Origin of the sequence: Streptomyces sp. NPDC058579 (assembly GCF_042718575.1) — a bacterium.
Lineage (GTDB): Bacteria > Actinomycetota > Actinomycetes > Streptomycetales > Streptomycetaceae > Streptomyces.
This window is the reverse complement of the sequence record NZ_JBHXPI010000004.1, coordinates 331,095-352,809: the sequence shown is the minus strand read 5'-3', so window position 1 is coordinate 352,809 and position 21,715 is coordinate 331,095. Positions and strand designations below refer to the sequence as shown.

Annotated in this window: 14 protein-coding genes; 10 read left to right on the top strand and 4 right to left on the bottom strand. The window is 70.9% G+C overall.

All coding sequences use genetic code 11. The annotated features are described in order from the left end of the window. Positions 1 to 211 precede the first annotated feature (211 nt). Positions 212 to 2,341, top strand: a complete 2,130-nt coding sequence (locus ACFWRO_RS08515; protein ID WP_384506175.1) for a RelA/SpoT family protein — start codon at positions 212 to 214, stop codon at positions 2,339 to 2,341. On the opposite strand, the gene ACFWRO_RS08510 is transcribed toward ACFWRO_RS08515, so the two are convergent. Beyond that, positions 2,314 to 2,568 carry a hypothetical protein gene (locus ACFWRO_RS08510; protein ID WP_384506172.1) on the bottom strand — a complete coding sequence of 85 codons (255 nt, stop codon included), beginning with the start codon at positions 2,566 to 2,568 and terminating at the stop codon, positions 2,314 to 2,316. The two genes, ACFWRO_RS08515 and ACFWRO_RS08510, sit on opposite strands and share 28 nt — an antisense overlap. Here ACFWRO_RS08510 and ACFWRO_RS08505 point away from each other — a divergent pair. Both ACFWRO_RS08505 and hflX read left to right on the top strand, forming a co-directional pair. Next, positions 2,558 to 4,054, top strand: a complete 1,497-nt coding sequence (locus ACFWRO_RS08505; RefSeq protein WP_384506169.1) for a M1 family metallopeptidase — start codon at positions 2,558 to 2,560, stop codon at positions 4,052 to 4,054. The two genes, ACFWRO_RS08510 and ACFWRO_RS08505, sit on opposite strands and share 11 nt — an antisense overlap. A gap of 128 nt (positions 4,055 to 4,182) precedes the next feature. Further along, on the top strand, positions 4,183 to 5,676 hold the full coding sequence (gene hflX, locus ACFWRO_RS08500; RefSeq protein ID WP_384506166.1) for a GTPase HflX: 1,494 nt from the start codon (positions 4,183 to 4,185) through the stop codon (positions 5,674 to 5,676). Positions 5,677 to 5,799: 123 nt separating this feature from the next. Here hflX and ACFWRO_RS08495 read toward each other — a convergent pair whose 3' ends face one another. Together ACFWRO_RS08495 and ACFWRO_RS08490 are read right to left on the bottom strand one after the other, a co-directional pair. Further along, the gene (locus tag ACFWRO_RS08495; RefSeq protein ID WP_384506163.1) at positions 5,800 to 6,972 is read right to left on the bottom strand and encodes a trypsin-like serine peptidase; all 1,173 of its coding nucleotides are present in this window, start codon (positions 6,970 to 6,972) and stop codon (positions 5,800 to 5,802) included. Between the two features lie 119 nt (positions 6,973 to 7,091). Continuing rightward, positions 7,092 to 8,267, bottom strand: coding sequence for a trypsin-like serine peptidase (locus ACFWRO_RS08490; protein WP_384506160.1), 1,176 nt, complete (start codon positions 8,265 to 8,267; stop codon positions 7,092 to 7,094). A gap of 310 nt (positions 8,268 to 8,577) precedes the next feature. Here ACFWRO_RS08490 and ACFWRO_RS08485 point away from each other — a divergent pair, with 310 nt between their 5' ends. The 5 genes from ACFWRO_RS08485 to ACFWRO_RS08465 all read left to right on the top strand — a co-directional run bounded on the left by ACFWRO_RS08485 (position 8,578) and on the right by ACFWRO_RS08465 (position 16,671). Beyond that, entirely contained in the window at positions 8,578 to 10,044 is a 1,467-nt protein-coding gene (locus tag ACFWRO_RS08485; protein ID WP_384506157.1) for a diaminobutyrate--2-oxoglutarate transaminase family protein, read from the top strand. A 38-nt stretch (positions 10,045 to 10,082) separates the two neighbouring features. Further along, complete coding sequence (locus ACFWRO_RS08480; protein ID WP_384506154.1) at positions 10,083 to 11,957, top strand: IucA/IucC family protein; 1,875 nt, start codon at positions 10,083 to 10,085, stop codon at positions 11,955 to 11,957. Between the two features lie 77 nt (positions 11,958 to 12,034). Then, positions 12,035 to 12,727: a GNAT family N-acetyltransferase gene (locus ACFWRO_RS08475; protein ID WP_384506151.1), complete on the top strand. Its 693-nt coding sequence runs from the start codon at positions 12,035 to 12,037 to the stop codon at positions 12,725 to 12,727. A gap of 61 nt (positions 12,728 to 12,788) precedes the next feature. Beyond that, the gene (locus ACFWRO_RS08470; protein ID WP_384506148.1) at positions 12,789 to 14,660 is read left to right on the top strand and encodes an IucA/IucC family protein; all 1,872 of its coding nucleotides are present in this window, start codon (positions 12,789 to 12,791) and stop codon (positions 14,658 to 14,660) included. Positions 14,661 to 14,697: 37 nt separating this feature from the next. Beyond that, a complete protein-coding gene (locus ACFWRO_RS08465; protein ID WP_384506145.1) occupies positions 14,698 to 16,671 on the top strand; it encodes an ATP-dependent DNA helicase in 1,974 nt (657 codons plus the stop codon). A 117-nt stretch (positions 16,672 to 16,788) separates the two neighbouring features. Here ACFWRO_RS08465 and lexA read toward each other — a convergent pair whose 3' ends face one another. Then, on the bottom strand, positions 16,789 to 17,580 hold the full coding sequence (gene lexA, locus ACFWRO_RS08460) for a transcriptional repressor LexA (protein WP_362012177.1): 792 nt from the start codon (positions 17,578 to 17,580) through the stop codon (positions 16,789 to 16,791). A gap of 479 nt (positions 17,581 to 18,059) precedes the next feature. Between lexA and nrdR the strand changes: the two genes are divergently transcribed. Continuing rightward, a complete protein-coding gene (gene nrdR / locus ACFWRO_RS08455) occupies positions 18,060 to 18,572 on the top strand; it encodes a transcriptional regulator NrdR (RefSeq protein ID WP_384506141.1) in 513 nt (170 codons plus the stop codon). A gap of 160 nt (positions 18,573 to 18,732) precedes the next feature. Beyond that, positions 18,733 to 21,621: a vitamin B12-dependent ribonucleotide reductase gene (locus tag ACFWRO_RS08450; protein ID WP_384506138.1), complete on the top strand. Its 2,889-nt coding sequence runs from the start codon at positions 18,733 to 18,735 to the stop codon at positions 21,619 to 21,621. The last annotated feature ends 94 nt before the right edge of the window (positions 21,622 to 21,715 follow it).

The window sequence follows — 21,715 nt, the reverse complement described above, 5'->3', positions numbered from 1 at the left end:
GTCGCAGCGGTCGGAAGCGGCGAACAGCGGTAGGCACCAAAAGCGATCCATTCGAAACTGTCAACGACTGACCGTTCGCTCGAATGGGTGATCCGCTTCACGCTGGGCGAGAGCGGGAGTGCGCCCCGTGGTGGGGTCGGTAGCATCAAGCACCGGCCCCGCGGGCACGCCTTGCCCGTCCACCGCCGGTCGACGTCGCCGGAGGTGCCCCATGAGTGCAGAGGCCACCAACCCCGTGAGCGCAGCGGAGGCCGCGGGCCCCGACGCTCCCAGCCGCAGGCGCGCCCGTCCGAGGATCGACCTCCGCAGGCTGGGCCGCGCCGCACTGCTCGGTCCCGCCACCAGGGACAGGCTGCCCGACGCGATCGGGCACGTCGGGGAAGCCCACCGGGCCCACCACCCCGACGCCGACCTGGCCGTGCTGCGCCGGGCGTACGTACTGGCCGAGTTCTCGCACCGGGGCCAGTTCCGCAAGAGCGGTGAGCCGTACATCACCCATCCCCTCGCGGTCACCCTCATCCTCGCCGAACTCGGCGCCGAGACGACGACGTTGACCGCCGCACTCCTCCACGACACCGTCGAGGACACGGAAGTGACGCTCGATCAGGTGCGCGAGCAGTTCGGCGAGGAGGTCGCCTATCTCGTCGACGGCGTCACCAAGGTGGAGAAGATCGACTACGGCGCCGCCGCCGAACCCGAGACCTTCCGCAAGATGCTCGTCGCCACCGGCAACGACGTCCGCGTCATGTCGATCAAACTCGCCGACCGGCTCCACAACATGCGCACGCTCGGTGTCATGCGCCCGGAGAAACAGGTCAGGATCGCCAAGGTCACCCGGGACGTCCTCATCCCGCTCGCCGAACGGCTCGGAGTCCAGGCGCTCAAGACCGAGCTGGAGGACCTCGTCTTCGCGATCCTTCACCCCGAGGAGTACGAGCGGACCCGCGCCCTCATCGCCGGCAACACCGGCGCGGGCGACGCGCTCGCCGCCATCGCCGAGAGCGTCTCCGCCGTCCTGCGCGAAGCGGACATCGCGGCCGAAGTCCTCGTCCGGCCGCGGCACTTCGTCTCCGTCCACCGCGTCCACCTCAAGCGCGGCGACCTGCGCGGCAGCGACTTCGGGCGGCTCCTCGTCCTGGTCGCGGAGGACGCCGACTGTTACGCCGTCCTCGGCGAACTCCACACCTGCTTCACCCCGGTCATCTCCGAGTTCAAGGACTTCATCGCGGCCCCCAAGTTCAACCTGTACCAGTCGCTGCACACCGCCGTCGCCGCCCCGGACGGCGCCGTCGCCGAAGTCCTCATCCGTACGCACCAGATGCACAAGGTCGCCGAGGCCGGCGTCGTCGCGCTCGGCAATCCGTACACGCCGCCGACGAGCGGCGACGGCGTCGAACCCGCGGAGGACGGCGAGCGCGCCGACCCCACCCGGCCCGGCTGGCTCTCCCGGCTCCTCGACTGGCAGCAGTCCACGCCCGACCCGGACACCTTCTGGACCTCGCTGCGCGCCGACCTCGCCGAGGACCAGGAGATCACCGTCTTCCGCGCCGACGGCGGCATGCTCGGCCTGCCGGCCGGCGCGAGCTGCGTGGACGCCGCCTACGCCCAGCACGGCGCCGCCGCCCACGGATGCCTCGGCGCCCGCGTCAACGGCCGTCTGGCGACGCTCAGTACGGTCCTGAACGACGGCGACACCGTCCAGCTCCTGCTCGCCCAGGACACCGCCTCCGGGCCCTCCCCGGAGTGGCTGGACCACGCCCGTACGCCCGCCGCGCGGATCGCGATCACCGCCTGGCTCCAGGCGCACCCGGAGGCCGCCGGGGCGCCGGAGGCCGACCCCAGACCGCCCGTCTCCGTCACCGCGGACCGCCGCTCGGGCGCCAAGCTGCACGCCGACCTTCCCGGCGCCCAGGCCACCGTCGTACGCCCGGCGGGCTGTTGTACGCCCGTACCCCCCGACGAGATCACCGGCTTCCAGGTACGCGGCGGGTCCGTCACCGTCCACCGCACCGGCTGCGCGTCCGTCGACACGATGCGGCGCCTCGGGCGCGCACCCGTCACCGTCCACTGGGGCGACACCGCCGAGTGCCGCGTCACCCTCGTCGCCGAGTCCTTCGGCCGGCCCCGGCTCCTCGCCGACCTCACCGAGGCCATCGCCGCGGCGGGCGTCGCCGTCGTCTCGGCGACCGTCGAGCCCCCGAACGAACAGCGGGTCCGGCACACGTACACCCTCCAACTCCCGGACGCGGCAGGGCTGCCCTCCCTCATGCGGGCCATGCGCGACGTGGCCGGGGTGTACGACGTCAGCCGCGCTCAGCACCCGGCGACGCCCGAAGCCTGAGGCCCGAGCGCAGGGACGCGCCCGAGCTCCACGCGGCCGTCGTCGTCCACCCGCCCGTCGTCCACCCGCCCGGCGTCCACGCGCGCGACGTCCACGCCCCCGACGCCCACGCGCCGCCCGACCGCCCGCGCTCGCGTCAGCACCTGCGTGACCCCTTCGGGTGGCCGGCGCGCGCGCCGCCCGGTGGAGCGGCTGCGGCACTGGTAGCCGTAGCCCATGCCGCTCACACCACACCGGAACCCCTCCCCACGCGCGCGGTGGCTGCGCTCCGCCGTCCTGGTCGCCGCATCGGCCGGACTCGTCGCCGCCGCCCTCCCCGCGCCCGTGCCGCTCGGCATCGGGGACCCCCTCTTCCCCCACCTCGGCAACCCCGGCTATGACGTCCTCTCGTACGACATCGGCCTCACCTACCCGGGCAAGAACACCGCACCGCTCGCCGGCGTCACCCGCATCGAGGCCCTCGCCACCGCCGACCTGGAGCGGATCAACCTGGACTTCACGCACGGGACGGTCTCCTCCGTCACCGTCGACGGCGAGCCGGCCACCTTCGCGACCAGCGGCGAAGACCTGGTGATCACCCCCGGCCGGGCGACCGAGAGCGGCGACGCCCTGACCATCTCCGTCACCCACACCAGCGACCCCAGCGGCCCCGCCGACGCCGGCGGCTGGGTCCGCACCGGCGACGGACTCGCCATGGCCAACCAGGCCGACGCCGCCCACCGGGTCTTCCCCTCCAACGACCACCCCGCCGACAAGGCGTACTTCACCTTCCGCATCACCGCGCCCAGCGCGCTGACGGCCGTCGCCAACGGTCTCCCGGCGGGCCGGACCACCGACGGGGCCACCACCACCTGGACCTACCGCACGGCCCACCCCATGGCCACCGAACTCGCCCAGGTCTCCATCGGCCGCAACACCGTCGTCCACCGCACCGGGCCGCACGGCCTGCCCCTGCGGGACGTCGTCCGCACCGCCGACCGCGACCTCCTGGAGCCCTGGCTCAAGCGCACCCCCGGGCACGTCGAGTGGATGGAGCGCCAGGTCGGCCCGTACCCCTTCGAGACGTACGGAGTGCTGATCGCCGACGCCGAGACCGGCTTCGAGCTGGAGACGCAGACCCTCTCTCTCTTCGAGAGAAGACTGTTCACCGAGCCCGGTTTCCCCGAGTGGTACGTCGACTCGGTCATGGTCCACGAGCTCGCCCACCACTGGTTCGGCAACAGCGTCTCGCCCCGCACCTGGTCCGACCTGTGGCTCAACGAGGGCCACGCGAGCTGGTACGAGGCCCTGTACGCGGACGAGACCGCCGGGCAGTCCCTGGAGCGGCGCATGAAGGCCGCCTACGGCGCCTCCGACACCTGGCGCGCGAACGGAGGGCCGCCCGCCGCCCCCGAGCCGCCCACGCCCGGCCAGAAGATCAGCCTCTTCCGGCCCGTCGTGTACGACGGCAGCGCGCTGGTCCTCTACGCGCTGCGCGAGGAGATCGGCACGGAGGCCTTCCAGAAGCTGGAGCGCCGCTGGGTGAGCGACCATGAGCACGCCACCGCCACCACCGCCGACTTCACCGCCCTGGCCGCCGAGGTCGCGGGGCGTGACCTCACGTCCTTCTTCGCCGGCTGGCTGTACGCCGAGAAGACCCCGCCGATGCCCGGCCACCCGGACTGGCGCTCCCGCCCGGCCGACGAGGCACGCGGCCCCGCGAAGGCGCGGTGAAACCGGGATGACGGGCCCGGGGCGGCCATGTCACCATCGTCGGGTCGACGACGCGGCCGGCCGGGAATCTTTCCCCGCCGTCACACGTTGTGATCGACGCAACCACTTTCCATCGACGTAAGGATCCAATGACCTCCTCTTCATCCCCTTCCCAGGACGAGCAGAGCTTCGCGGACACGAGCCGCACCGAGAGCCTTCGGGCCGATGCCCTGATGGAAGAGGACGTCGCCTGGAGCCACGAGATCGACGGAGAGCGGGACGGCGATCAGTTCGACCGCTCCGAGCGCGCCGCCCTGCGGCGCGTGGCGGGCCTCTCCACCGAGCTCGAGGACGTCACCGAGGTCGAGTACCGGCAGCTGCGCCTCGAGCGCGTCGTGCTGGTCGGCGTATGGACCTCGGGGACCGTCCAGGACGCGGAGAACTCCCTCGCGGAGCTCGCGGCCCTCGCCGAGACGGCGGGAGCCCTGGTGCTCGACGGCGTGATCCAGCGCCGTGACAAGCCGGACCCGGCCACCTTCATCGGCTCGGGCAAGGCACGCGAGCTGCGGGACATCGTGCTCGAGACCGGCGCCGACACCGTCGTCTGCGACGGCGAGCTCAGCCCCGGTCAGCTCATCGCCCTCGAAGACGTCGTCAAGGTGAAGGTGGTCGACCGGACCGCCCTGATCCTCGACATTTTCGCCCAGCACGCCAAGTCCCGAGAGGGCAAGGCGCAGGTCGCGCTCGCGCAGATGCAGTACATGCTGCCGCGACTGCGCGGCTGGGGTCAGTCGCTCTCCCGTCAGATGGGTGGCGGCGGCGGTGGCGGCATGGCCACCCGTGGTCCCGGTGAGACCAAGATCGAGACCGACCGGCGTCGGATCCGCGAGAAGATGGCGAAGATGCGCCGGGAGATCGCGGAGATGAAGACCGGCCGCGACGTCAAGCGGCAGGAGCGGCGGCGTCACAGGATTCCGTCGGTCGCCATCGCCGGTTACACCAACGCGGGCAAGTCCTCGCTCCTCAACCGGCTGACCGGCGCGGGTGTGCTGGTGGAGAACGCCCTGTTCGCCACCCTCGACCCGACCGTGCGCCGGGCCGAGACGCCCGCGGGCCGGGTGTACACCCTGGCCGACACCGTCGGGTTCGTACGGCACCTGCCGCACCACCTCGTCGAGGCGTTCCGCTCCACCATGGAGGAGGTCGGCGACTCCGACCTCATCCTGCACGTGGTGGACGGCTCGCACCCGGCTCCGGAGGAGCAGCTCGCCGCCGTGCGCGAGGTCTTCCGCGACGTCGGCGCGGTGAACGTGCTGGAGATCGTCGTCATCAACAAGGCGGACGCGGCCGACCCGCTCGTCCTCCAGCGGCTGATGCGCGCCGAGCGGCACGCGATCGCGGTCTCCGCCCGCACGGGCGAGGGCATCGACGAGCTGCTCGCGCTCATCGACGCCGAGCTGCCGCGCCCGCAGGTCCAGATCGAGGCACTCGTGCCGTACACGGAAGGCGGTCTCGTCTCCCGGGTGCACACCGAGGGTGAGCTGCTCTCCGAGGAGCACACCCCGGAGGGCACGCTGCTGAAGGCGCGGGTCCACGAAGACCTCGCGGCGTTCCTCGCACCGTTCGTCCCGGCCGCGCACTGACCGGTTCGTCCGAAGCTGACAGAAGGCCCCGCTCCTCATCGAGGAGCGGGGCCTTCCGCATTCACATCCGTACGGTCACATCAGTACGGCCGCATCCGTACGGCGATCAGCGGACGAGCTTGATCAGCGGGCGAACTTCTTGCTCACCATCTCGTGCGCGTCCTTCGCGCCCTTGCCCAGCTGCGGTCCCGCCAGCCAGCCGTTGCCGCCGGCCGGGCCGATCGAGGTGTTCGACACCAGGGCCGGCTTGCCGTTCGGCATGGTCCGGATCCAGCCGCCGCCGGAGGAGCCACCGGTCATCGTGCAGCCGATGCGGTACATGGTGGGCGTCGCGGGGGCCGTGGTCATCCGGGTCGGCCGGTCGACGCACTTGTGCATGATCAGGCCGTTGTACGGCGCCGCCGCCGGGTAACCCCAGGCGCCCATGTAACCGGCCTTGGCGTGCGCCGGGGCCGAGAAGTCGATCGGCAGCGCGACACCGACGGTCTCCTCAAGGGACTTCTTGCCCTGCTGCGGCTTCACGTGGAGCACGGCGTAGTCGTACGGCCAGGCCGCGTTCGTACCGCCCCGGTTGATCCACTCGCCCGAGGTCACGGCCCAGTCCGCCCAGTACTGACCGTACGGTGCGACCTCGTGCGGCTTCGCGTTGCGCAGCGCCGCCGGCGACTTACCGAGGTCGTTGTAGGCCGGGACGAAGGTGATGTTGCGGTACCAGCCGCCCCGCTGACCCGCGTGGACGCAGTGTCCGGCGGTCCACACCATGTTGGACTTCCCGGGCCGGCGCGGGTCCTTCACGATCGTGCCGGAGCAGACCATGCTGCCCTGCGGCGAGTCGAAGAAGATCTTGCCGACCGGCGCCGCGTTGCGGTGGTACGGAGTCTTCTCCCGCTGCGCCTGGACGGGACGCGGCACGGGGTCGCTGCCGCCGGAGCCCGCCGCGGTCGTCATCGTCTGGTCCGGGCTCTTCGCGGTCTGCATGCGCTCGGAGTCCCAGAGCCCGTCGATCACGGGGTTGACGAAGTCCTCGGCCTCACGGAGCCAGGTGTCCTTGTTCCAGTTCTTCCACTCGCCGTCCTTCCACTTGTCGACGTCGACGCCGTGCTTCTTCAGCTTGTCGGCGATGTCGGAGGGGATGGCGGGGTCCGCGCCGCCGCCTTCCGAGGCGGAAGCGGAGGCGCTCGCACCCCCGGCGGGCTTGTCGGCCGCCGGAGTCTCGGTCGGGCCGCAGGCGGTGGCCGTCAGCGCGAGCGCCGAGACCAGGCCGAGGGTGGCTGGAAGCATTCGTATGGAACGCATGTGTAAGGGTCCCCCTGATGGAAGTGCGGGCGGCGCGCGGTGAACGGTCCGCGCGCGGCGCCAAGTGATGTCGTGGGACGGGGCGGGACCCCGCGGGATCCCGCCCCGAAAGCCGTCGCCTAGCGGCCGGCGTACTTCTTGCTGACCTCGTCGTAGATGCCCTTGGCCTCGGCGCCCAGGCGCGGTCCGGCCAGCCATCCGGCCGTGACCGGGCCGATCGAGGTGTTGGACACCAGCGCAGGCTTGCCGTCCCGGCCCGCGGCCACCCAGCCGCCACCGGACGAACCGCCGGTCATCGTGCAGCCGATGCGGTACATCGTCGGCTGCTCCGCCTTGACCGACAGACGGCCAGGCTTGTCCGTGCACTGGTACATCTTCTGGCCGTCGAACGGCGGACCCGCCGGGTAGCCGATGGCCTTCATGTTCGCGATCTTCGCGACCGTCGGCGCGTTGAACTCCACCGGAAGCGCCGAACCGACCGTCTCCTCCAGCGACTTGCTCGTGCCGCCCTTCTCAGGCGTCACGTGGATCACCGCGAAGTCGTACGGAGCGCCCTGGCCGCCGGTCGACGCGCCCTCCGAGATCCACTGCTCGGAGGTCTGCGCCCAGTCGCCCCACCAGACGCCGTACGGAGCGACCTGCTCGCGCGTCGCGTTCTGCAGCTGCGCGGTCGGCAGGGCCTTGTCGTTGTACGACGGCACGAAGGCGATGTTGCGGTACCAGCCGCCCTTCTTGCCGGCGTGCACGCAGTGGCCCGCCGTCCAGACCATGTTGGACTTGCCGGGGTTGGCCGGGTCCTTCACGACGGTGGCCGAGCAGACCATCGAACCCTCGGGCCCGTCGAAGAACACCTTGCCCGCCTCGGGGGCGTTGGAGTGGTACGGCGCGGGCACACCCTTCGCCCTCACCGGCGCGGGCGTCGGGTCGGTGACACCCTTGTCGCCCTGCAGGTCCTCCTCCTCGACCGGCTTGTCGGGGCGCTGGGCGTCCCGCATCCGGTCGGGGTCCCAGAGGTCCTCGATGATCGGGTTGACGTAGTCCTTCGCCTCACGCAGCCACTTGTCGCGATCCCAGTTCTTCCACTCGCCGTTCCTCCACTTGTCCAGATCGATCCCGTGCTCCTTGAGCCGGTCCTTCAGATCGTCCGGAATCGTGATCTTGTCGCCGGTGGACGGGCTGGTGGTCGCGGCGGGCTTGTCTCCCGCGTTCTCCTCGCTCGGGCCGCAGGCCGTCGCCGTCAGCGTCAGCGCCGCGACGGCTGCCGCCGCGGCCAGCAGCGGACGAATCGATCGCATCTCGTGATCCCCCTGGGACTACGTCAACTTGTGCATGAGTGAACAGTGATGGCGCCCGACTGGGCGCCGAAGTGCGGCCCCCATGATGCCGGTGCCGGAGGGGACGGTACGCGTCAGGTCCACGGTTCCGCCCGTTGCCGGGTCGTGATCCCCGCCACGCCAAGGATCTTGGGATTTTCCCGTGATCCTTGGCGTGTCCCGTCGTTGGTACGTACGGGGGACACCGAGGCAGCGTTCAGGGCCACCGTTCGCGGTGGGCAGCAACGTACCGATGTGCAACGCAACTGTTACCGCGGGAGGACACCGAACCGTGGCCGTGACCGAACCAGCTCCGGCCGTACCGTCGGCGGCGCAGACGTACCAGGGGGAGCGGAGAGCAGGCGAAGGAGCCGCTCTCGAAGGCATCCTGCGCCGCCAGTCGTTGCGCGAGTCCGCCGCGCGCACGTACGCGCGCTCGCTGCCGATCGTGCCCGTCCGGGCCAGGGGCCTGACCATCGAGGGCGCGGACGGGCGGCGTTACCTGGACTGCCTCTCCGGCGCGGGGACCCTGGCGCTCGGGCACAACCACCCGGTGGTCCTCGAAGCCATCAGGAAGGTGCTCGACTCCGGAGCCCCCCTCCACGTCCTCGACCTCGCGACCCCGGTCAAGGACGCCTTCACCACCGAGCTGTTCGCGACGCTGCCGGCCGGACTCGCCGACAACGCGCGCATCCAGTTCTGCGGACCGGCAGGGACGGACGCGGTCGAGGCCGCGCTGAAACTCGTGCGCACGGCCACCGGCCGCAGCGGGCTGCTCAGCTTCACCGGCGCCTACCACGGCATGACAGCCGGCGCCCTGAACGCCTCCGGCGGCGCGACGGACGTACGGGTCACCCGGCTGCCCTACCCGCAGAACTACCGCTGCCCCTTCGGTGTCGGCGGCCCCCGCGGTGCCGAACTGGCCGCGCGCTGGACGGAGAACCTCCTCGACGACCCCAAGAGCGGGGTCACGACGCCCGCCGCGATGATCCTCGAACCGGTGCAGGGGGAGGGCGGTGTCATCCCCGCCCCCGACGACTGGATGCGGCGCATGCGGGAGATCACCGCGGCGCGCTCCATCCCGCTCATCGCCGACGAGGTCCAGACGGGCGTCGGTCGCACCGGCGCCTTCTGGGCTGTCGAGCACAGCGGGGTCGTCCCCGACGTCATGGTCCTCTCGAAGGCCATCGGTGGCTCCCTCCCGCTCGCGGTCGTCGTCTACCGCGCCGAACTCGACGCCTGGGAGCCCGGCGCCCACGCGGGCACCTTCCGGGGCAACCAACTCGCCATGGCCGCCGGGGCCGCCACCCTCGCGTACGTACGGGAGAACCGGCTCGCCGACCGCGCCGCGACGCTCGGCGCCCGGATGCTCGCCCGCCTCCAGGGCCTCGCCGCCGTCCACCCCTGCATCGGCGACGTACGCGGCCGAGGGCTCATGATCGGCGTCGAACTGGTGGATCCCGAGAGCGCGGACGCCGACGCCGACGTCCCCCCGGTCGACTCGGCACTCGCAGTGGCCGTCCAGCAGGAGTGTCTGAACCGGGGACTCATCGTCGAACTCGGCGGCCGGCACTCGGGCGTCGTCCGGCTCCTGCCCCCGCTGACCCTCACCGACGAGCAGGCCGAAGCCGTCCTCGACCGCTTCGCCGACGCCCTGGCAGCCGCCGAACGCACCCACCGCCCGCGCCCGCACGCGCAGCACGACGCGCGCCGCCGGAACACCGCCGGACCGACCGGACCGACCGGACCGTCCCACTGATCCCGGACCGCCCCCGGACCCCTCACAAGGAAGCCCCCGTGAACGCCAGCCCCGCCTCCGAAGCGTCCGACACCGGCAGCGCCGCCCACGGCCCGCTCACCGTCGAGCAGGCCACCGTCCCGCGCCAGCACTCCGGTCCGTACGACACCCTGCCCACATCCCCGCGGACGGTCGCCGCCGCCACCGCCATGCGGCAGGACCACCTCGACGACCCGGATCCGCAGCGCGCCGCCGACGCGGCGACCATCGAGAACCTGCTCAGGTGCTGGGTACGGGAGAAGAACCTGCCCGCCCCCGGCTCGACCACCCTGCGTATCCCCCTCGAAGCCAGCGGCACCGCCCTCCTCGTCCCCGTCCTCTACTGGTCGCCCACGGGATGGCACCGCTTCGGCGCCCCCGCCCTGGAAGGCCTCCACGCCACCGCCCCGAACGTCGACGCGGTCACCGTCGCCGCCCTGATCAGCCGCGAGACCGGCCGCCCCGAAGGCACCGAACTCGTCGGCCGCGTCGCCGACTCGGCCCGCCGTACCGCCGACTTCATCGCCGACCGGCGCCGCCGCCCGACCCCCGGCCCGGACGCCGACCTCTTCCTCACCGCCGAGCAGTCACTCCTCCTCGGCCACCCGCTCCACCCGACGCCCAAGAGCCGCGAAGGACTCTCCGACGCCGAGGCCCGGCTCTACTCACCCGAGCTGTACGGCTCCTTCCCGCTCCACTGGATGGCCGTCGCCCCCTCGGTCCTCGCCTCCGACTCGGCCTGGACGGAACAGGGCCGCCCCGTCAGCGCCGGCCAGCTCGCCCTCGGTCTCGCCGAAGGGCTCGAACTGCCTTCGGGTACCGTCCCGTTGCCGCTGCACCCCTGGCAGGCCCGTGAACTGATCCACCGCCCCGCCGTCGCCGCCCTCCTCGACTCCGGCCTCCTCCACGACCTCGGTCCCGCCGGAGCCGCCTGGCACCCCACCTCCTCCGTCCGCACCGTGCACCGGCCCGGCGCCCGCACGATGCTCAAGCTCTCCCTCGGCGTCCGCATCACCAACTCCCGCCGCGAGAACCTCCGCAAGGAGCTCCACCGCGGGGTCGAGGTCCACCGGCTCCTGCGCACGGGCCTGGTCGACCAGTGGCAGGCCGCCCACCCCGGCTTCGACATCGTCCGCGACCCCGCCTGGCTCGCCGTCGACACCCCGGACGGAGCGCCCGTCCCCGGTCTCGACGTCATGATCCGGCACAACCCGTTCGCCACCGGCGACGACGCCGTCTGCATCGCCGCCCTCACCGCTCCCCGCCCGTGGCCCGGCACCACGCGGATGCGCTCCCGGCTCACCGACATCGTCACCCGCCTCGCCGCCCGCACGGGCCGGCCGATCACCGCCGTCGCCGCCGAGTGGTTCCTGCGCTACCTCGACCAGGTCGTCCGCCCCGTCCTCTGGCTCGACGGCGTGGCCGGAGTCGCCCTGGAGGCCCACCAGCAGAACACCCTGGTGCTCCTCGACCCGGACGGCTGGCCGATCGGCGGCCGCTACCGCGACAATCAGGGCTACTACTTCCGCGAGTCCCGCCGCGACGAGCTGGAGGGCCGCCTCCCTGGCATCGGCGCCACCAGCGACACCTTCGTCTCCGACCAGGTCACCGACGAGCGCTTCGCCTACTACCTCGGCATCAACAACGTCCTCGGACTGATCGGTGCCTTCGGCGCCCAGCACCTCGCCGACGAACGCGTCCTGCTCGCCGGATTCCGCCAGTTCCTCACCTCCGCCACCAGCCTCGGCTCGCCGCTGCCACACCGGCTCCTGGAAGCCGCCACGCTGCGCTGCAAGGCCAACCTCCTGACCCGTCTGCACGGCCTCGACGAACTCGTCGGTCCCGTCGACACCCAGTCCGTCTACGTGACCATCACCAACCCCCTCCGTTCCTGAGGCTCCTGGAGCCCACGCCCCGACCGCACGGCCGAGCGACCGTCGACCGACCGACCCGCCGAGAGGAGAGCCCCACCGTGCCTCCCACCCATGCGAGCCCCGCCACCGACCCGGGCGGTGACGACACCCTGGACCTGCACCTCTCGGACGAACTCGTCGCCCTGATTGCCGCCGGGGAGAGCCCGGCGCCCACGGACGGCGACCTCCTCGACGCGGTCGCCTCATGGGGCCCCGTCACCACCCCCGTCGGCTCCTTCCGCCTCGTACCCGTCCGGCTGGAACGCGACCTGAGCCTCATCGCGCGGTGGATGAACGACCCGGCCGTCGCCGCCTTCTGGGAACTCGCCGGTCCCGAGGCCGTCACGGCCACCCACATCCGCGCCCAACTCGACGGCGACGGACGCAGCGTGCCCTGTCTCGGTGTCCTCGACTCCACCCCCATGAGCTACTTCGAGATCTACCGCGCCGACCTCGACCCGCTCGCCCGGCACTATCCGGCCCGCCCGCACGACACCGGCATCCACCTCCTCCTCGGCGGGGTCGCCGACCGAGGCCGTGGTGTCGGCAGCGCGCTGCTCCGTGCCGTCGCCGATCTCGCGCTCGACCACCGTCCCCGGTGCACCCGGGTCATCGCCGAACCCGACCTGCGCAACACCCCTTCCGTCTCGGCCTTCCTGAGCGCCGGCTTCCGCCTCTCCGCGGAAGTCGACCTCCCCGACAAGCGAGCCGCCCTCATGGTCCGCGACCGCGCCCTTCGTCACGTCCTGTGAACGCCTCCCTGCCTTATTTACACCGCTCGACCCACAGCGGTTCCCACCCCGAGGAGTCCTCGTGCCGATGTCCCCTGCCACCCACGACTCCGTACTGCTCGCGCCGCCCGAGCTGACCCCCGAGGCCTGGAACCGGGCCGCCGCCCGTCTGCTCGCCAAGACCATCGCCGAGTTCGCGTACGAAGAGATCATCGAGCCGGTCCCGGCGGCCGACACCGAGGCGGCTGACACCGGAGCGGGCGACACCGCACCGGCCGAGACCCTCGACGGCCCTGGGACGGGGCCCGGCCCCGCCCCCGCCCCGAGCCCCTACGCCCTCCGCCTCGACGACGGCTCGGCCCTGACCTTCACGGCCGTCCGAGGCGCCTACGGAAGCTGGCGCCTCGCCCCTGACTCGCTCGCGCTCGACGGGCGGCCGCTGACCGACCCCCTCGACTTCCTCGTCCGCGCGCGCCGCCTCCTGGACCTCGACGGTGCCACGCTCGGCCATCTGATCCGCGAGCTCACCACCACCCTCGCCGCCGACGCCCGCCTCGACCGGACGGCACTCACCGCCGACCGGCTCGCGGACCTCGGATACGCCGAACTCGAAGGCCACATGACCGGCCACCCCTGGCTCGTCCTCAACAAGGGCCGGATCGGGTTCTCCGCCACCGACGCCACCCGCTGGGCCCCCGAAGCCCGGCGTCCCGCGCGCCTCCCCTGGATCGCCGTCAGCATCGATATCGCGGCCTATCGCGGAGTCCCCGGCCTCGACACCCCCGACCGGCTCTACGACCGCGAACTCGACACCGACGTCCGCGAGACCTACCGCACCACGCTGCGCGCCCGCGGCCTCGACCCCGACCGGTACCTCCTCCTGCCCGTACACCCCTGGCAGTGGGACGAGATCATCCTGCCGCTCTACGCCCCGGCCGTAGCGGCCGGCGCGATCGTCCCGCTGCCCGCCGACGGCGACCTGCGCCTGCCGCAGCAGTCCATCCGTACGTTCCTCAACACCAGCAGGCCCGACCGGCACACCGTGAAGCTGCCGCTCTCCGTGCTCAACACCCTCGTCTGGCGCGGACTCCCCACGGAGCGGACCCTCGCCGCCCCCGCCGTCACCGCCTGGGTCCACGGCCTCCGCGACGCCGACCCCTTCCTACGCGACGAGTGCGGGGTGATCCTGCTCGGCGAGGTCGCCTCGGTCACCGTCGAGCACCCCCTCTACGACCGGCTCCCCGAGGTCCCGTACCAGTACAAGGAGCTCCTCGGCACGATCTGGCGCGAACCGCTCAGGCTCCCGCCCGGCGAACGAGCCCGGACCCTGGCCGCCCTGCTGCACACGGACCCGGACGGCCGCGCCTTCGTCGCTGAACTCGTCGAGCGGTCCGGACTCGCCCCCACGGTCTGGCTCCAGCGGCTCTTCGCCGCGCTGCTCCCTGCGCTGCTGCACTTCCTCTACCAGTACGGAACCGTCTTCTCCCCACACGGCGAGAACGCCGTCGTCGTCTTCGACGACCATGACGTTCCGGTACGCCTGGCGATCAAGGACTTCGTCGACGACGTCAACATCAGCGCCCACCCGCTGCCCGAGCACGACGCCATGCCCGACGACGTCCGGGCCGTCCTGCTCACCGAGGAGCCCGACTTCCTCACCCAGTTCATCCATTCAGGGCTGTTCGTCGGCGTCTTCCGCTACCTGGCGCCGCTCTGCGAGGAGCAACTCGCCGTACCGGAAGCCGATTTCTGGGCGCTCGTACGGGCCGAGATCCTGCGGCACCAGGCGCGCTTTCCCGAACTGAAGGAACGGTTCGAACTCTTCGATCTTCTCGTCCCGCGGATCGAGCGGCTCTGTCTCAACCGAAACCGTCTGCACCTGGACGGCTACCGCGACCGCCCTCAGCGCCCGCACGCCGCCGTCCACGGAACGGTGCCGAATCCGCTCGCGTGATCCGACTGTCAGTGCCGCGCCGTAGGGTGGACGCGCTATGACGAAGCCATCCCTCCCCGACCTCCTGCACGCCGCCGTCTCCGCCGTCGGCGGGACGGAGCGGCCCGGCCAGGTCACCATGGCCGAGGCCGTTGCCGAGGCCATCGACGACAGCTCCCACCTGCTGGTCCAGGCCGGCACCGGCACCGGAAAGTCCCTCGGCTATCTGGTGCCGGCGCTGGCGCACGGAGAGCGCGTGGTGGTCGCCACGGCCACCCTGGCGCTCCAGCGTCAGCTGGTCGAGCGCGATCTTCCCCGCACGGTCGACGCGCTCCACCCGCAGCTGCGCCGCCGTCCGGAGTTCGCGATGCTCAAGGGGCGATCGAACTACCTGTGCCTGCACCGCCTCCATGAGGGCGTGCCTCAGGACGAGGAGGAGGGCCTCTTCGACCCCTTCGAGGCCGCGGCCCCGACCAGCAAGCTGGGGCAGGACCTGCTGAGGCTCCGCGACTGGTCGGACGAGACGGAGACGGGCGACCGGGACGATCTGACCCCCGGTGTCTCGGACCGCGCCTGGGGCCAGGTGTCGGTCTCCTCCCGTGAGTGTCTGGGCGCGACCAAGTGCGCGTACGGGGCCGAGTGCTTCGCCGAGGCTGCGCGGGAGCGGGCCAAGCTGGCGGAGGTCGTCGTCACCAATCACGCCCTGCTCGCCATCGACGCGATCGAGGGCGCCCCGGTGCTGCCGCAGCACGAAGTGCTGATCGTGGACGAGGCCCACGAGCTGGTCTCCCGGGTCACCGGCGTCGCCACCGGCGAGCTCACCCCGGGCCAGGTCAACCGCGCGGTCCGACGGTCGGCGAAGCTGGTCGACGAGAAGGTCGCCGATCAGCTCCAGACCGCGGCGGAGGGCTTCGAGCGGCTGATGGAGCTGGCCCTGCCGGGCCGGCTGGAGGAGATCCCCGAGGACCTCGGCTACGCGCTGATGGCCCTGCGGGACGCCTCCCGCAATGTGATCTCGGCGCTCGGCACCACCCGGGACAAGTCCGTCCAGGACGAGGACGCCGTCCGCAAGCAGGCCCTCGCCTTCGTGGAGAGCGTCCACGCCGTCGCCGAGCGCATCACCCTGGGCTCCGAGTGGGACGTCGTCTGGTACGAACGTCACGACCGTTTCGGCGCCTCCCTGAGGGTCGCCCCGCTCTCCGTGTCGGGGCTGCTCCGGGAGAAGCTCTTCGCCGACCGCTCGGTGGTCCTCACCTCGGCCACCCTGAAGCTCGGCGGTGACTTCAACGGGGTCGGCGCCTCCTTGGGTCTTGCCCCCGAGGGCACCAAGGGCGACGACATCCCGGAGTGGAGGGGCATCGACGTCGGCTCGCCGTTCGACTACCCCAAGCAGGGGATCCTCTACGTCGCCAAACACCTGGCCCGCCCCGCGCGGGACGGCGACCGCACGGACATGCTCGACGAGCTGACGGAGCTGATGCAGGCGGCGGGCGGGAGGACGCTCGGCCTGTTCTCCTCGATGCGCGCCGCCCAGCTCGCCGCGGAGGAGCTGCGCACCCGGATCCCCGAGTTCCCGATCCTGCTCCAGGGCGAGGACACGCTCGGCGAGCTGATCAAGAACTTCTCGGCCGACCCGCAGACCTGTCTCTTCGGCACGCTCTCCCTCTGGCAGGGAGTGGATGTCCCGGGGGCCAGCTGCCAGCTGGTCGTCATGGACAAGATCCCCTTCCCGCGCCCCGACGACCCGCTGATGAGCGCCCGCCAGAAGGCGGTCGAGGACGCGGGCGGTAACGGCTTCATGGCCGTGGCCGCCACGCACGCGGCCCTGCTGATGGCCCAGGGCGCCGGACGTCTCGTACGGGCCACCGGAGACCGTGGCGTGGTCGCCGTACTCGATCCGAGGCTTGCCACGGCACGGTACGGCAGCTATCTGAAGGCTTCGCTGCCCGACTTCTGGTACACGACGGACCGCAATCAGGTGAGGAAGTCGCTGGCCGCGATCGACGCGGCGTCGAAGGCGGCGGAGGCCTGAGGGCTGAGACGCGGACCGGGTCCGGCCGTGGCACGGCCGGACCCGTTGGAGGACAAAGCAGGGCCCCGGGACCGGCGCAGTGGGTCCCGGGGCCCGGTCAGAGCCGGCCAGGTGGTGTCACACCCGCCGCAGCACCGCCACGACCTTGCCGAGGATGGTGGCCTCGTCACCAGGGATCGGCTGGTACGCCGCGTTGTGCGGCAGCAGCCAGACGTGGCCGTCCTCGCGCTTGAAGCGCTTGACCGTGGCCTCGCCGTCGAGCATGGCGGCGACGATGTCTCCGTTCTCCGCGACCGGCTGCCGACGGACGGTCACCCAGTCCCCGTCGCAGATCGCGGCCTCGATCATCGAGTCTCCGACGACCTTCAGGACGAAGAGCTCGCCGTCACCGACCAGCTGCCGGGGGAGCGGGAAGACGTCCTCGACGGACTCCTCGGCGAGGATCGGGCCACCGGCGGCGATCCGGCCGACGAGGGGTACGTACGACGCGGCGGGCTTGCCGGTCGTGTCCGTCGGCTGTGTGCTCGGCTGGTCGGAGCCGCGCACCTCGTACGCCCGGGGGCGGTGCGGGTCACGGCGCAGGAAGCCCTTGCGCTCCAGCGCCATCAGCTGATGCGCGACGGAGGAGGTGCTGGAGAGGCCCACCGCCTGACCGATCTCGCGCATCGACGGCGGGTATCCGCGCCGCTGGACCGAGTCCCGGATGACTTCGATGACCCTGCGCTGCCGGTCGGTCAGGCCCGAGCTGTCGGCCCTGATGCCTGGAGGTCGTCCGGGCAACGAGCGCGCAGGTCGTCCAGGCTCCCCGTCCCCGTTCGTGGCTGCGTCATTCATGGCATGCACCGCCTCGAGTCGGCCCTGGGAGCGGTCCTGGGCAGTGATGGTGGCACTGTCTGCGGTGGTGGTCACGTCGGCGGCCCCTCTCGAATGGTCTCCCTCGCTGGCACAACGGTAGTGGCTTTCGAAAGGTTGCGCCAAACACACGTTCGAGTGAAAAAACGCAGATTGCCTTACGTGTGTTCGCGGCTGGGTGTATATGCGAGCCCGGGCGCCGGTGGCAATTCGGTCATTACGGTACCGTTCAGCCGTCGGCCGCACGCGGGCGGGGGGTGCCGTTCCAGTCTCGCATCCGGCGGGCCCGAATCGGCGGAGCCGCGCGCGTCCCGTAGCCTCGTGGCCGGTCGGACGTCCGCGTATCGCGCGACACGCGCGAAGTGCCGGAAACGGGCTGAACCCTAGATCTAGTGGTTGGATTGCATCAGCCACCTATACGTAGTGGTCCCCGGTCTTCCGGCGGGATCCGCATCGCCTATGCTGGTGGTCGCTTCGAGGGCCTTGACGGGTCCGGTGAGGCCATTCAGTCGTGCCGTGAGGGAGGGTCGGAAACCATGCACTGCCCCTTCTGCAGGCACCCCGACAGCCGTGTCGTCGACAGTCGCACCACCGACGACGGGACGTCGATCCGACGCCGCCGCCAGTGCCCCGACTGCTCCCGTCGTTTCACGACGGTGGAGACGTGCTCGCTCATGGTGGTGAAGCGCTCGGGCGTGACCGAACCCTTCAGTCGTACCAAGGTCATCTCCGGCGTGCGCAAGGCGTGCCAGGGGCGGCCCGTGACCGAGGACGCCCTCGCCAAGCTCGGCCAGCGGGTCGAGGAGGCGGTGCGCGCCACCGGGAGCGCCGAGCTGACCACCCATGACGTGGGTCTGGCCATCCTCGGCCCGTTGCAGGAGCTCGACCTCGTCGCGTACCTGCGCTTCGCATCCGTCTACAAGGCTTTCGAAAGCCTCGACGACTTCGAGGCCGCCGTCGCGGAACTCCGCGAGCGACGGCCGTCCGCAGAGGACTGCGGGACCGGAGCGACCCCCGAGGTCCCCGTTCCCGCCACCGCCGCCGACTGACGGCCGGCCGGACCGAGAGTCCGGCAGTGGCCGGCCGTGTCGCGGCCGAAAAGACGTGTCACGAGCGTTCCGAGCGACGCTCGCGACAGCAGACAAAGAAGACAGTGTCCTGGGACTATCTGGGCACTTAAAGGTGTTTTGCCCGTATATGGGAGGCGGCATGACAGAGACGGCGAGCGGTTCGGCACGAGGTTCCCGCGCCAAGGGAGTCAAGGCGAGCAAGGGCCTGCGTATCGAGCGCATCCACACCACTCCGGGCGTGCACCCGTACGACGAGGTGATCTGGGAGCGTCGTGACGTCGTCATGACCAACTGGCGCGACGGCTCGGTCAACTTCGAGCAGCGTGGCGTCGAGTTCCCCGACTTCTGGTCGGTGAACGCGGTCAACATCGTCACCAGCAAGTACTTCCGCGGGGCCGTCGGCACCCCGCAGCGCGAGACCGGTCTCAAGCAGCTCATCGACCGGATCGTGAAGACGTACACGAAGGCCGGTGAGGAGTACGGCTACTTCGCCTCGCCCGCCGACGCCGAGATCTTCGAGCACGAGCTGGCGTACGCCCTCCTGCACCAGATCTTCAGCTTCAACTCCCCGGTGTGGTTCAACGTCGGCACGCCGCAGCCCCAGCAGGTCTCCGCCTGCTTCATCCTGTCCGTCGACGACTCCATGGAGTCGATCCTCGACTGGTACAAGGAAGAGGGCATGATCTTCAAGGGCGGCTCCGGCGCCGGCCTGAACCTCTCCCGTATCCGCTCCTCCAAGGAGCTGCTCTCCTCCGGGGGCAACGCCTCCGGCCCGGTCTCCTTCATGCGTGGCGCCGACGCGTCCGCGGGAACGATCAAGTCGGGCGGCGCGACGCGCCGTGCGGCCAAGATGGTCATCCTCGACGTCGACCACCCCGACATCGAGGACTTCATCGAGACCAAGGTCAAGGAGGAGGAGAAGATCCGCGCCCTGCGCGACGCGGGCTTCGACATGGACCTGGGCGGCGACGACATCACGTCCGTCCAGTACCAGAACGCCAACAACTCGGTCCGTGTGAACGACGAGTTCATGAAGGCCGTCGAGAACGGCGGCAAGTTCGGCCTGCGCGCCCGCATGACCGGTGAGGTCATCGAGGAGGTCGAGGCCAAGTCGCTGTTCCGCAAGATGGCCGAGGCCGCCTGGGCCTGCGCCGACCCGGGCATCCAGTACGACGACACCATCAACCGCTGGCACACCTGCCCCGAGTCCGGCCGGATCAACGGCTCGAACCCGTGCAGCGAGTACATGCACCTGGACAACACGTCCTGCAACCTCGCCTCGCTGAACCTGATGAAGTTCCTCAAGGACGACGGCAAGGGCCACCAGTCGTTCGAGGTCGAGCGCTTCGCCAAGGTCGTCGAGCTGGTCATCACGGCGATGGACATCTCCATCTGCTTCGCCGACTTCCCCACCCAGAAGATCGGCGAGAACACCCGCGCCTTCCGCCAGCTGGGCATCGGCTACGCCAACCTCGGCGCCCTGCTCATGGCCACCGGCCACGCGTACGACTCCGACGGCGGCCGCGCCCTGGCCGGTGCGATCACCTCGCTGATGACCGGCACCTCGTACAAGCGCTCCGCCGAGCTCGCCGCGGTCGTCGGCCCGTACGACGGCTACGCCCGCAACGCCGAGCCGCACCAGCGCGTCATGAAGCAGCACGCCGACGCCAACACCGTGGCCGTCCACGTGGACGACCTCGACTCGCCGGTCTGGGCCGCCGCCACGGAGGCCTGGCAGGACGTGCTCCGCCTCGGCGCCAAGAACGGCTTCCGCAACGCCCAGGCGTCGGTCATCGCCCCGACCGGCACCATCGGTCTCGCGATGTCCTGCGACACCACCGGCCTCGAGCCCGACCTCGCCCTGGTCAAGTTCAAGAAGCTGGTCGGCGGCGGCTCGATGCAGATCGTCAACGGCACCGTCCCGCAGGCCCTGCGCCGCCTGGGTTACCAGGAGGAGCAGATCGAGGCGATCGTCGCCCACATCGCCGACCACGGCAACGTGATCGACGCCCCCGGTCTGAAGACCGAGCACTACGAGGTCTTCGACTGCGCCATGGGCGAGCGTTCCATCTCCGCGATGGGCCACGTCCGCATGATGGCCGCCATCCAGCCGTGGATCTCCGGCGCCCTCTCCAAGACCGTGAACCTGCCGGAGACGGCCACGGTGGAGGACGTCGAGGAGGTCTACTTCGAGGCCTGGAAGATGGGCGTCAAGGCGCTCGCCATCTACCGCGACAACTGCAAGGTCGGCCAGCCCCTCTCCGCCAAGAAGAAGGAGGAGGAGAAGGTCGAGGTCACCGCGAAGTCCGAGGCGACCATCCGCGAGGCCGTCGAGAAGGTCGTCGAGTACCGCCCGGTCCGCAAGCGTCTGCCCAAGGGCCGCCCGGGGATCACCACCTCCTTCACGGTCGGTGGCGCCGAGGGCTACATGACCGCCAACTCCTACCCGGACGACGGTCTCGGTGAGGTCTTCCTGAAGATGTCGAAGCAGGGCTCGACGCTCGCCGGCATGATGGACGCCTTCTCCATCGCCGTCTCCGTCGGTCTGCAGTACGGCGTCCCCCTGGAGACGTACGTCTCGAAGTTCACCAACATGCGCTTCGAGCCGGCCGGTATGACGGACGACCCGGACGTGCGGTTGGCGCAGTCGATCGTCGACTACATCTTCCGTCGCCTGGCGCTGGACTTCCTGCCCTTCGAGACCCGCTCGGCGCTCGGCATCCACTCGGCCGAGGAGCGTCAGCGTCACCTGGAGACGGGCTCCTACGAGCCCTCCGACGACGAGATGGACGTCGAGGGCCTGGCCCAGTCCGCCCCGCGCCAGTCGGAGACCCTGAAGGCCGTCTCGACCCCGCCGAAGGTAGAGGTCCCGGCCCCGAAGCAGGCGCACACCTCGGCGGAGCTCGTCGAGATGCAGCTGGGCATCAGCGCGGACGCCCCGCTCTGCTTCTCCTGCGGTACGAAGATGCAGCGGGCGGGCTCCTGCTACATCTGCGAGGGCTGCGGCTCGACCAGCGGCTGCAGCTGAGCCACCGGCTGAACGGTGAATGAGAAGGGGACCGGCCTCAGGCCGGGACCCGTCTGCGTTGGGGCGTGTGTGGGGCGGGGGGTGATGCGTGGTG